The 11,780-nt window shown below is 67.5% G+C and carries 12 protein-coding genes; 8 read left to right on the top strand and 4 right to left on the bottom strand.

Going from position 1 to position 11,780, the window contains the following annotated elements; translation table 11 throughout:
* Positions 1 to 224: 224 nt before the first annotated feature.
* Together FZ983_RS18275 and FZ983_RS18270 are read left to right on the top strand one after the other, a co-directional pair.
* Positions 225 to 2,120 (top strand): methanol/ethanol family PQQ-dependent dehydrogenase, encoded by a 1,896-nt coding sequence (locus FZ983_RS18275; RefSeq protein ID WP_247883814.1) that lies wholly within the window; start codon positions 225 to 227, stop codon positions 2,118 to 2,120.
* A gap of 104 nt (positions 2,121 to 2,224) precedes the next feature.
* A complete protein-coding gene (locus FZ983_RS18270; RefSeq protein ID WP_149224951.1) occupies positions 2,225 to 2,893 on the top strand; it encodes a pentapeptide repeat-containing protein in 669 nt (222 codons plus the stop codon).
* Positions 2,894 to 2,909: 16 nt separating this feature from the next.
* Here FZ983_RS18270 and FZ983_RS18265 read toward each other — a convergent pair whose 3' ends face one another.
* Positions 2,910 to 3,218, bottom strand: coding sequence for a putative quinol monooxygenase (locus FZ983_RS18265; protein ID WP_149224950.1), 309 nt, complete (start codon positions 3,216 to 3,218; stop codon positions 2,910 to 2,912).
* 237 nt (positions 3,219 to 3,455) lie between these two features.
* Here FZ983_RS18265 and FZ983_RS18260 point away from each other — a divergent pair, with 237 nt between their 5' ends.
* Both FZ983_RS18260 and FZ983_RS18255 read left to right on the top strand, forming a co-directional pair.
* Positions 3,456 to 3,875, top strand: coding sequence for a CopG family transcriptional regulator (locus FZ983_RS18260; protein WP_149224949.1), 420 nt, complete (start codon positions 3,456 to 3,458; stop codon positions 3,873 to 3,875).
* Positions 3,876 to 3,912: 37 nt separating this feature from the next.
* Entirely contained in the window at positions 3,913 to 5,121 is a 1,209-nt protein-coding gene (locus FZ983_RS18255) for a PHB depolymerase family esterase (protein ID WP_149224948.1), read from the top strand.
* Positions 5,122 to 5,124: 3 nt separating this feature from the next.
* Here FZ983_RS18255 and FZ983_RS18250 read toward each other — a convergent pair whose 3' ends face one another.
* Positions 5,125 to 6,069 carry a LysR family transcriptional regulator gene (locus FZ983_RS18250; protein WP_188092397.1) on the bottom strand — a complete coding sequence of 315 codons (945 nt, stop codon included), beginning with the start codon at positions 6,067 to 6,069 and terminating at the stop codon, positions 5,125 to 5,127.
* 88 nt (positions 6,070 to 6,157) lie between these two features.
* On the opposite strand from FZ983_RS18250, the gene FZ983_RS18245 reads away from it, so the two are divergent.
* Positions 6,158 to 6,835, top strand: coding sequence for an SDR family NAD(P)-dependent oxidoreductase (locus tag FZ983_RS18245; RefSeq protein WP_188092396.1), 678 nt, complete (start codon positions 6,158 to 6,160; stop codon positions 6,833 to 6,835).
* A gap of 37 nt (positions 6,836 to 6,872) precedes the next feature.
* Here the strand turns inward: FZ983_RS18245 and FZ983_RS18240 are convergent, their stop codons facing one another.
* Positions 6,873 to 7,487 (bottom strand): hypothetical protein, encoded by a 615-nt coding sequence (locus FZ983_RS18240; RefSeq protein WP_149224945.1) that lies wholly within the window; start codon positions 7,485 to 7,487, stop codon positions 6,873 to 6,875.
* Between the two features lie 176 nt (positions 7,488 to 7,663).
* Positions 7,664 to 8,677: a helix-turn-helix domain-containing protein gene (locus FZ983_RS18235; RefSeq protein ID WP_149224944.1), complete on the bottom strand. Its 1,014-nt coding sequence runs from the start codon at positions 8,675 to 8,677 to the stop codon at positions 7,664 to 7,666.
* A gap of 203 nt (positions 8,678 to 8,880) precedes the next feature.
* On the opposite strand from FZ983_RS18235, the gene kynU reads away from it, so the two are divergent.
* The 3 genes from kynU to FZ983_RS18220 are packed head-to-tail and all read left to right on the top strand — an operon-like array spanning position 8,881 to position 11,767.
* Entirely contained in the window at positions 8,881 to 10,074 is a 1,194-nt protein-coding gene (gene kynU, locus FZ983_RS18230) for a kynureninase (RefSeq protein WP_149224943.1), read from the top strand.
* A gap of 26 nt (positions 10,075 to 10,100) precedes the next feature.
* On the top strand, positions 10,101 to 10,937 hold the full coding sequence (kynA, locus tag FZ983_RS18225) for a tryptophan 2,3-dioxygenase (protein ID WP_149224942.1): 837 nt from the start codon (positions 10,101 to 10,103) through the stop codon (positions 10,935 to 10,937).
* Positions 10,934 to 11,767, top strand: a complete 834-nt coding sequence (locus FZ983_RS18220; protein ID WP_149224941.1) for an alpha/beta hydrolase — start codon at positions 10,934 to 10,936, stop codon at positions 11,765 to 11,767. The genes kynA and FZ983_RS18220 overlap by 4 nt, the downstream gene beginning before the upstream one ends.
* Positions 11,768 to 11,780: the final 13 nt, after the last annotated feature.

Raw genomic sequence — 11,780 nt, 5'->3', positions numbered from 1 at the left:
AACAGCCTTCGACAGCGTCTTGCCGGCAAAGCGCCGCCTTCGGGCATGACACCGTCACGTACGGCCGCTTCCGCATCCGGGCGGCACTGCCTCCCGCCGTTGCCGGAGGGGGAGCGGCCGGCGTGACGGTTTCCCGGTGCCGCTGCCGGCACGCTCCTGCAGTGCGCCTTGAGCACTCCATAGCCGACCATCGCCGTCTCACGGCCAATCAATGGGGGAAACGCATGACACTTTCGTCCAACACCACCACCGCGTCCGACGCCGGCTGGTCCCGGCTGCGCCGTCGTCTAGGCCTTGCGGCGGCGGTCGCCGGGCTGCTGCTCACGGCGTCTGTGCCGGCGCTGGCCGGCGAGGTCAGCTGGGACGCCATCGCCAGCGACGCGAAGAATCCCGGCGACGTGCTGATGTACGGCATGGGGGTGGAGGGCAAGCGTTTCAGCCCGCTGAAGCAGATCAACGCCGACAGCGTGGCGCGCCTCGTCCCGGCCTGGTCCTTCTCCTTCGGCGACGAGAAGCAGCGCGGGCAGGAAACCCAGGCCCTGGTGCATGAGGGGGTGATCTACGTCACCGCATCCTATTCGCGCATGTTCGCGCTGGATGCGAAGTCGGGCAAGCGGCTGTGGACCTACGCCCACCGCCTGCCCGACGACATCCGGCCCTGCTGCGACGTCGTCAACCGCGGTGCGGCGATCTATGGCGACAAGGTATTCTTCGGCACGCTCGACGCGTCCGTCGTCGCCCTGAACAAGGACACCGGCAAGGTCGTCTGGAAGAAGAAGTTCGCCGATCACAAGGTCGGCTACACGATGACCGGCGCGCCGACCATCGTGAAGGACCAGAAGAGCGGCAAGGTGCTGCTGATCCACGGGTCGTCGGGCGACGAGTTCGGTGTGGTCGGCCGGTTGTTCGCCCGCGATCCCGACACCGGCGACGAGGTGTGGATGCGCCCGCTGGTCGAAGGGCACATGGGCCGGCTGAACGGCAAGGACAGCACCCCCACCGGCAGCGACAAGGCGCCGTCCTGGCCGCGCGACAAGGAGGGCAAGCTGGTCGAGGCCTGGAACCATGGCGGCGGCGCGCCGTGGCAGAGCGCCACCTTCGACGTGGAGACCAACACCATCGTCATCGGCACCGGCAACCCGGCGCCGTGGAACGGCTGGGCGCGCTGGCCCGGCGACAGCCTCTACACCTCCGGCCAGGCCTATGTCGACCCGGCCACCGGCGAGCTGAAGGGCTTCTACCAGCACACACCCAACGACACCTGGGACTTCTCCGGCAACAACGAGCTTGTGCTGTTCGACTACACCGACGCCTCCGGCAAGACGGTGAAGGCGACCGCCCATGCCGACCGCAACGGCTTCTTCTACGTCACCGACCGCGTGAAGCTGGCGACGGCCGGCGGCGAGCCCAACAAGCCGAACAGCGTGCTGGCCGCCTATCCCTTCGTCGACGGCATCACCTGGGCCAAGGGCATCGACCTGAAGACCGGCCGCCCGATCGAGGTCGAAGGCCAGCGTCCGCCCCTGCCGGCCGAAGGCGAGAAGCGCGGCAAGCCGGTGGAGGTGTCGCCGCCCTTCCTCGGCGGCAAGAACTGGAACCCGATGTCCTACAGCGAGGACACCAAGCTGTTCTACATCGCCGCCAACCATTGGAAGGAGGATTACTGGACGGAGCATGTCGGCTACAACCCCGGCTCGGCCTATCTCGGCATGGGGTTCCGCATCCACAAGATGTTCGACGACCATGTCGGCATCCTGCGGGCGCTCGATCCCACCACCGGGAAGATCGTGTGGGAGCACAAGGAGGAACTGCCGCTGTGGTCCGGCACGCTGGCGACAGCCGGCAATCTGGTCTTCACCGGCACCGGCGACGGCTACGTCAAGGCCTTCAATGCCAAGACGGGCGAGGAGCTTTGGCGCTTCCAGACCGGCTCCGGCATCATCTCGTCCCCCGTCACCTGGGAGCAGGACGGAGTGCAGTATGTCGGCATCACCACCGGCTATGGCGGCGCGGTGCCGCTGTGGGGCGGCGATCTGGCCGACCTGACCACCCGCGTGACCCAGGGCGGGTCCTTCTGGGTGTTCAAGCTCGCCGACGTGAAGGTCTCCAGCACCAAGTGAGCCGGTCTAACCGGATGATCCCAGGCCGGATGATCCCAGGCCGGATGATCCCAGCAGAGCCGGGGCGGACGTCGCCCCGGCCTTTTACCACCGGAGGCAACATCATGACGTCGCGCAAGAAGGCCCTGCTCTCCGGACTGGCAGGATGCGGCCTTGTCCTTTGCATGCTGGTGCCCGCCGCCTCGGCCATCTCCGTGGAGGTGGAAAACGCCGCACTGGAGAGCGCGGTCGAAGATCGGTCCGCCCGCCCGGTCGGCGGCGGCGAGGAGGAACGGGCTACCAGCGTGAACGGCTGCACGCTCGCCCCGCGCGTGACCTGCCCCAATCTCGACCTGCGGCACCGCAATCTGCGCGGGCTGGCGCTCGCGGGGGCCGATCTGCACGGCGCCAACCTGATGCGGGCCGACCTGCGCAACGCCGACCTGCGCGGGGCGAACCTGTCGGGCGCCATCCTCGACGGCGCCGATCTGCGCACCGCCTTCCTGCAGGGGGCGAAGCTGTCCGGTGCGCGTCTGCGTGGCGCCAATCTGGAATTCGCCCGTGCCACCGGCGCCGATTTCACCGGCACCGATCTCACCGCGGCGAATCTGGAGGCGATCCGCGCCGACAAGATCAATCTCGCCGGCGCGAGCCTGGAAGGCGCCAATCTGCAGGAGGCGAAGCTGTCCCTGTCCAACCTGTCTGGCGCCAATCTGGACGGGGCGAAGATCCGCTTCGCGATCTTCCAGGACGCGCTGATGACCGGCTGCAAGTCTTGCCCGTCCGATTGGTGAGAGGCGCCTGCCCCGGTCAGCCGATGCGGCGCAGCAGGTCGATCCGCAGCGGTTCGCCCAGCAGCGTGTCGAATTGCGCGGCAAGGCCGGTGAAGGCGGCGCCTGCCGCATGGGCGTCGAGTGCCGCCTGATCCTGCCAAACCTCGTACATCACGATTGTGCCGGGTCGCTCGCGGCTGACATGGGCGGAGTAGGCGAGGCAGCCCGGCTCCTTCAGGACGGTCGGGACGATGGCAGTGATGGCATCGGCCAGCGCCTGCTCCTGTCCGGGCTTGGCGACGAGATAGGCGACGAGCTGCACCTGATCGCTGGGCGGAACGGTCATTCTGAATATTCCTTCGGGGCGGAGTTGGCCGGGACCGGTGCGGTCGCCGGCCATGTCTTTGTTCCGGCCGGGATTAAACCGCATCCCGCATCGGAATCGAAAATTCATTGTTCACATCCCAGCGAGCAAGAAACCTGATCGATCGTACAGGTTTGGGAAAACGCGCACGCCGGCCTTGAACGGCAGGAGGGCGACATCCACATACCATCCAGTTGGATGGTGTAAGGATGGTCGGATATGAGCGACACGGCACGTGACCTGCGGCCCAAGGCAGGCGACAGCGAGAAGATCACGATCAATCTCGGCTATGTCGACCTGGGCCACATCGACCTGCTGGTCGATGAAGGGTTCTATTCGAACCGCACCGACTTCATCCGCACGGCCATCCGCAATCAGGTCGACCGGCACGCCGAGGTCGTCCGCCAGACGGTGACGCGCAAGAGCGTCGACCTTGGCCTGCGCCATTTCAGCCGTGCCGACCTGGAGGCCGCGCAGGCCGATGGGCGGATGCTGGACATCCGCGTCCTCGGGCTCGCCACCATCGCCCAGGACGTTTCCGCCGACCTTGCCCGTGCCACCATCGCTTCCCTGACCGTGCTGGGGGCGCTGCATGCGCCGGCCGCCGTCAAGGCGGCGCTCGCCGACCGCATCCGCTGACGCGTCCGGCACCATTCCCGAACTGGAAAGAACTATCATGCCCAACTCACGCCCCACCGGCTTCCTGCCCGGCATGAACGAGGTCGCCCGCCTGACCCGTGCCGGCCAGCTTGCCGAGGCGACCGGCCTCGTCCAGCGCCTGCTGCGGGGGTCGGGCGAACCCGGTCCCACGGCAGCGCCCGATCCTTCAGTCATCGAGGGCGAGTTCTCGCGGCTCGATCCTGCATCCCCTGCCGGCAAGGCGCCGGGAAACAGGCCCGGCCATGCGGCGAGGACCGGCCTGGGCGAGACCCTGCGCGGCCTTGCCGCCCGCCTGCGGCCGACCGGGCTGCACGGTGCGGGGACGGGTGCCCCGCGCCCGGCCGCCGACTCGCTGCCCGACGGCGCGTCCTTCGTGACGGCGTCCCACACCGGGACATCGGGAAGCCGCGCCTACAAGCTCTATGTGCCGGCCAACCGTGGCGAGGGACCGCGTCCGCTGGTGGTGATGCTGCATGGCTGCACCCAGTCGCCCGACGATTTCGCCGCCGGCACCCGGATGAACGCCTTCGCCGAGCGGCATGGCGTGCTCGTCGCATATCCGGAACAGCCGGCCTCGGCCAATCCCCAGCGCTGCTGGAACTGGTTCAAGCCGGAGGACCAGCGCCGCGACCGTGGGGAGCCTGACCTGCTGGCCGGCATCACCCGCCGGATCATGGGCGAGCATCCCATCGACCCGAACCGCGTCTATGTCGCCGGACTGTCCGCCGGTGGTGCGGCGGCGGCGATCATGGCCGCGGCCTATCCCGACCTCTATGCCGCGGTCGGCGTGCATTCCGGCCTGCCTGCCGGTGCCGCCGGCGACCTTCCGTCCGCCCTCGCCGCCATGCGCCAGGGCAGCCGGGCGGTGCCGAATGCCGCGCGGACCGGCCGCAAGGTGCCAACCATCATCTTCCACGGCGACCGGGACACGGTGGTGAATCCGCAGAACGGCGATCAGGTCGCGGTCCAGGCGACCGCCGCCGTCACCGGCCTGCGCACCGAAACGCTGAACGGCGAAGCCCCCGGCCGGCGCGCCTACAGCCGGACCCTCCACACCGATCCGTCCGGCCGGACATTGTGCGAGCAGTGGAGCATCCATGGCGCCGGTCATGCCTGGGCGGGCGGAAGCCCTGCCGGATCCTACACCGACCCGCAGGGACCGGATGCCACGGCGGAGATGATGCGCTTCTTCCTGGAGAACCCCAGGTCGGCGACGCCGGGCTGACGATCAGGACGAAGCCGGCGGCTCCGGCAATCCGACGTCCAGCCCTGCGACGATCTGCCGGAGCCAGACCAGCGGCGGGTAGCTGGCGGTCGAGCCATGCCAGTACATCCGTGCCGTGAACCCCGGCATCGGAAAGGGCAGGGCGGAGACCGTCAGGCCGAGCTGGGCTCTTGCGGCCTCCGCAACCCGGCGGCCGATGACCAGCACGAGGTCGCTGTCGGTGACGAGTTGCGGCGCCAGCAGGAAATGCGCGACGGTGAGTGCGACCCGCCGCTTCAGCCCCATCCGCGACAGGCAGTCGTCGACGACGCCCGCACCGTCGCCCGTCTGTGAAACCAGCAGCGCGGGAAAGCCGGCGAACCGCTCCGCCGTCGGCGGTCCATCGTGATAGGGGTGGCCCGGGCGGGTCACCATGACGAAACCCTCGTCGAAGAGAGGGCGGTTCAGCACATCCGGCGCCCCCTCTCCCGCGACGGCCAGCGACAGGTCCACCGCGCCTTCCTTGAGCAGCGAGATGGCGGATCTGCGGTCCGCGGCGACCACCCGTAGATCGATGCCCGGTGCCGAGCAGGACAGCGCCGCCATCAGCGGCGGCAACAGGACCGCCGCCAGATAATCGCTGGCGGCCACGCGGATCTCCATTTCCGCACCCGCCGGGTCGAAGGCGATGGAGTCCTGGAAGGTCGCCTTCAGCGCCGCCAGCGCCTGCGCGGCATGCACCCGGATTTCCTCCGCCCGCGGGCTGAGGCGATAACCCCGCCCCTCCCGCACCAGCAGCGGATCGCCGAAAATCTCGCGGAGCCGGGCCAGCGCGCTGCTCGTCGCCGGCTGGCTGCGTCCGATGCGAAGTGCCGCACGCGAAACGCTGCGCTCCTCCAGCAGCGCCGCCAGCGCGATCACGAGGTTCAGGTCGATCGACCGTATATTCATGGCATGGATACTCGACATACCAACTACCGTTTGGACAGATAGCTGTGCCCGGCCGCACTGTCCACCGTGTTCGGCACGACGCCGACCTTGCAGGAGGACCCCATCCATGAGCACGGCTCACAGCACCAAGTATTCCGCCATCGTCGTCGGCGCCGGTCCGGGCCTCGGCTTCGCGCTTGCCCGGCGGTTCGGACGTGAACTCGGAGAGGTCGCGCTGATCGCCCGGTCGGCCGACCGGCTCGTTCCCCTCGTCCGCGAACTGCAGGAACTGGGCATCGCCGCGCACGCCCTGACGGCCGACGCCGCGGATCTTGACGGACTGCGCGGCACCATCGAACGGGCGGTGGCGGTCATGCCGCCGCTGAAGGCGCTGATCTACAACGCAGCCGCCATCCAGCCCGCGCGCCCCCTCGCTCTGGCCCCGAAGGTCCTGGCTGCCGAGCTGGTCGTCGATGTCGCCGCTCCACTGGCCGCGGCGCAGGCGGTCGCGCCGGCCCTGGAGGCAAACGGTGGCGGCAGCGTGCTGTTCACCGGCGGCGGTTTCGCCCTCTATCCCAATCCGGAGATGGCGGCGCTCAGCGCCGGCAAGGCGGCGCTGCGCAACCTCACGGCGACGCTCGCCCAGGACTTGGCACCGAAGAACATCGACGTCGCCATCGTCACGATCTGCGGCTATCTGGCCGAGGAAGGCCGTTTCGCTCCCGACACTGTCGCGAAGGCCTATTGGGACCGGCATGCCGCCCCTGCGGATGCCGAACGGCCGTTCGAACTGACCTACGCGTGATCGTCACGGTGACGGGCCGCCCCGCGCCGCGGTCCCGTCACCGGAACCTGAATGGCAGCCGAAAGCCCATTTTTGCGGTGTTGAACCCAGCTTTCCGGAAATCCCTTTCCAGCAGCTCCATTCCTTTCAGTCGCTCGACCATTCCGTCGATCGACTTCAAATTAAGCGTTGCCAGCTTGAAAGAGCTGAACGAATTCGAGCCGATGGATGAGGACTGGGCATTTCGGATGGCGAACTCCATCACAAAGTCATACATGTCCCTTCTGGGTATGTTGCCGAGGGAACCGTCGAGCTGATTTCTCAGCTTTCCAATCCATGTCTTTCGCGCCATAAAATATTGCGCTTCATTGCGCATTCGATCGAGGTTGGCAATACTGTCCGCATCGTCTTGTACGCCGTCCGCTTGCAGCCCGATTGCTCCCCAGCTGTATCTTTTCGCTTTCTGGGTGTCCTGGTCGAGCAGCCACTCGTACATCACCTGCGATTTCGCCTTGGACGGCGCGTCCTGGAATTGTTCGAGACAGGTGATGAAGACGGCTTCGGCGGAAACAGCTGCCTGCACGGCCCACATCAGGAAGACGGGGCGATCATTCAAACTCTTCGATGCCATTCTGTACCGGGCCATCGGCAGGGCTGCAATCGCCGGATCCATGATTTCTCTCTCTAGATTTTGACGGGTGTTGATCGCGTAGCGATGGAGGGATGCCGGCCGGCGCAGTGTCCGCATCGGCTGGTCGGTTGGAGCAATACGCTAGCGTGGCAATGACGGGCGGGCCATGACCGGGCGTCCAAATTTCCTTGACCATGCGTCCCCAAGAAGACCCTGTGTCAGGCGCGCAGCCGGCGCAGCCAGTCCGGGAACTCGCCGCCGATGCTGCCCGCCGCACCCGGCCGAACGGCATCCTTCACCGTCCCGGTCGTTACCCCGGCGCGCATTTCCGACGGCGAGCAGCCGAAGGCGCGGCGGAAGGCCCGGCTGAAATGCGCCTCGCTGGTAAAGCCGTAGGCGAAGGCGATTTCCCCGATGCGCCGCCGCTCGCCGGGATCGCACAGATGTTCGCGCACGCGCTGCAGGCGGCGCTCCTGTATGTAGCGGTTGACGCCGTGGTGGGGCTCGAACAGCGTATAAAGCGCCGAGCGCGACAGGCCGAGCGCCATGCACAGCCGGTCCGGCGACAGGTCCGGGTTCGTCAGGTTGGCGTCGATGTAGCGCCTCGCCTGCATGATCAGCGTTGCGGCGACCTGCGGCCGTGCCTGCACCAGCGCGTCGTGGCTGGGCGCCAGACAGGCCGTGACCATGTCGCGGATGACGCGCACGATCTGCGGCGCCTCCTCCACCGTTGCCGCCGGCACCGCCTGGGCCAGCGACCGCATGTGGTCGGCCAACAGCCGCCCCATGATGCCGCCGAGGCGGGTCCCGTGCAGCGCGTCCGCCCGCGGCAGCATGCCGGTCATGACATCGCGGGGAACGATGATGCAGGCGCCGTCCAGCCGCATCGACGGCAATGCCAGCGGCTGGCCCATGTCCTTGACCAGGATTTCATCCGATGCATTTCCGGCAGCGCCGGACCGGTCCAGGCGGATGATGAAATGGTCCATGTGGTCCGACCGGATCTTTGCCGGCGACCGGTGGTAGGCCAGCGCGTCGACATCCATCGTGCCGACGATCAGCGGCCCCAGGTGCGCGCTGGTGGCCGTGCCGCTGAACCGTCGGCTGACATCCTCCTCCAGCGGGGCGATTTCGTAGACCGACGTCATGGCATCCCGCCATGCGCCGAAACGCTCGCGTTCCGGAAGGAAGCCGGTGGAAAAGCGCCGGAACGGAACGGTCTGCGTGGCCACGAAGGAAACCCGCAAATTTGTTTAGTGTACCACTTTCTTTCAGATAGGGGCGCCCGGGTCAATAGGGGGGTGGAGGCCCGTCGCCGCCGATTTTCCGCTGGACAGTCTCCGGGTGGCGGCGATATCCAGAACTATAGATGGTTGGGACAACTGACAAATTTCGGCCGGCGGTGCTTGCCGGACAGACAGTGGCAGGCAGAGCTATGACGGATTTCCAAGCGACCCGCGCCCGCTTCCGCATTCCCGACGGTGTCATCTATCTGGACGGCAACTCGCTGGGACCGCTACCGGTCGCCGCGGAGGACCGGGTGGCCCGCACCCTGGCCGTAGAATGGGGTGGGCAGTTGATCCGCGGCTGGAACAGCGCCGGCTGGATGGTGCAGCCGCGCGTCGTCGGCGACCGCATCGCCCGGCTGATCGGTGCTCCGGCCGGCAGCGTGGTGGTGGGCGACACCCTGTCGATCAAGGTCTATCAGGCCCTGGCCGCGGCCCTGGCGATGCAGCCGGACCGCCGCGTCATCCTGTCGGACAGCGGCAACTTCCCGACCGACCTCTACATGGCGGAAGGGCTGATCGAGACGCTGGGCCGCGGCCATATCCTGAAGGTGGTGGCGCCGGAGGAGGTGGAGGCTGCGATCGGCGAGGATGTCGCCGTGCTGATGCTGACCGAGGTCGATTACCGGACCGGCCGCCTGCACGACATGGCGGCGCTGACTACCAAGGCTCATGCGGCCGGCGTGGTGACGGTGTGGGATCTCGCCCATTCCGCCGGTGCCCTCCCGGTCGATCTGGCCGGTACGGGCGCGGATTTCGCGGTCGGCTGCACCTATAAATATCTGAATGGCGGGCCGGGGGCGCCCGCCTTCATCTATGTCGCGCCGCGCCATGCGCAGACGACGCAGCCGGCCCTGTCCGGCTGGATGGGGCACGAGGCGCCCTTCTCCTTCGACCCGTCCTATCGCCCCGGCGAGGGCGTGGAGCGGATGCGCGTCGGCACCCCGCCGGTGATCGCGCTGGCCGCACTCGACGCGGCGCTGGACGTTTGGGACGGGGTGGACATGGCCGATGTCCGCCGCACCTCAATCGCGCTTTGCGATTTGTTCATCGAGCTGGTGGAGGCGCGGTGCCCGGCACTGGAACTCGCGTCACCGCGCGATGGCACGCGGCGCGGCAGCCAGGTGTCCTTCCGCCATCGCCACGGCTACGCCATCATGCAGGCGCTGATCGACCGCGGCGTGATCGGCGATTTCCGCGCGCCCGACATCCTGCGCTTCGGCTTCACCCCGCTCTACATCGGCGAGGCGGAGGTGTGCGGCGCCGTCGCCGTGTTGAAACAGGTGTTGGACGGCGGGCTTTGGGACCGGCCCGAGTACCACAGGAAGGCCGCCGTAACATGAGCAAACGTGACATGAGTGGGCGTGACATGAGCAAGCCTTACGACCCGGCGGACGAGGGCGCCCAGATGGCCTTCGACGGGCGGATGTCCTACGGCGACTATCTGCAGCTCGACCGCATCCTGGGCGCGCAGATCCCGCGTTCCACCGCCCATGACGAGATGCTGTTCATCATCCAGCACCAGACGTCGGAGCTGTGGATGCGGCTGGCGGTCTACGAGATCCGCGCCGCGCGTGAGGCGATCCGCGAGGACCGGCTGTCGCCCGCCTTCAAGATGCTGGCCCGCGTCGCCCGCATCTTCGAGCAGCTGAACTCCGCCTGGGACGTTTTGCGCACGATGACGCCCAGCGAATACACCCGCTTCCGCGACGATCTCGGCCAGTCCTCCGGCTTCCAGTCCTACCAGTATCGGGAGATCGAGTTCCTGCTGGGCAACCGCAACCCGGCGATGCTGCGGCCCCATGCCCACCGCCCGGAAATCCACTCCATGCTGGAACAGGAACTGTCCCGCCCCAGCCTGTATGACGAGGCGTTGCGCCTGCTGGCCCGCAACGGCATCCCGGTTCCGGCCGAAGTGCTGGAACGCGACGTGTCGCAGACTCATCAGCCCAATGACGGCGTGACGGAGGCGTGGCGGGTCATCTATCAGTCCCCCGAAGACCATTGGCCGCTCTACGAGCTTGCCGAGAAGCTGGTGGATTTCGAGGATTACTTCCGCCGTTGGCGCTTCAACCATGTGACGACGGTGGAGCGGGTGATCGGCTTCAAGCGCGGCACCGGTGGTACCGGCGGCGTGTCCTATCTGCGCAACATGCTGGCGGTGGAGCTGTTCCCGGAACTCTGGCGCGTGAGGACGGTGCTGTGAGCGGCTTGCAGGCAATCACCGATTGGGACGACGCCTACAGCAACAGCGCCTATATTCCCGGCGGCGACGCCTATCCGGCACGCTGGGCGGAGCGGGCGGCGGCCTTCCGGGCAGAGCGTTCCGTCGCCGGCCGGGCGGAGTTGGACCTGCCCTATGGCGAGGGGGAGCGGGAGCGCTACGACCTGTTCCTCCCCGATGCTGCTGCCAAAGGGACAGTCGTGTTCATCCATGGCGGTTATTGGATGGCTTTCGACAAGGGGCGCTGGTCACATCTGGCGGCCGGCGCTCTTGCCCGCGGCTGGGCCGTCGCGATGCCCAGCTACACGCTCTGCCCCGAAAGCCGCATCGCCGGCATCACCCGGCAGGTCGCGCGTGCGGTGGAGGCCATCGCGCAGGCCCAGCGGGGACCGTTGCGCCTGACCGGTCATTCCGCCGGCGGCCATCTGGTCAGCCGCCTCGCCTGTGCCGACGCGCCATTGCCGGCGGAGGTGCAGGGGCGGGTGGAACATGTCGTCTCCATCAGCGGCCTGCACGACCTGCGGCCGCTGCTGAACACCGGCATGAAGGCCACGTTGAATCTGGACGAAAAGGAGGCCGCGGCGGAAAGCCCGGCCCTTCTGCGCCCGCGGCCGGGCACCCGCATCACCTGCTGGGCGGGTGCCGCCGAACGGCCGGAATTCGTCCGGCAGACGGAACTGCTCGCCAACATCTGGCATGGGCTGGGGGCAGCGACCGAACTGCGGCTGACTGGCGGGCGCCATCACTTCGATGTCATCGACGATCTTGCCGATGCGGACTCAGAATTGGTGGCGGCTTTGCTTGGGTCTTGAGGCGGTGATCGGC

It is taken from the genome of Azospirillum sp. B21, from assembly GCF_008364825.1.
Lineage (GTDB): Bacteria > Pseudomonadota > Alphaproteobacteria > Azospirillales > Azospirillaceae > Azospirillum.
The sequence above is the reverse complement of the archived record's forward strand: the minus strand, read 5'-3'. Positions and strand labels throughout refer to the sequence as shown.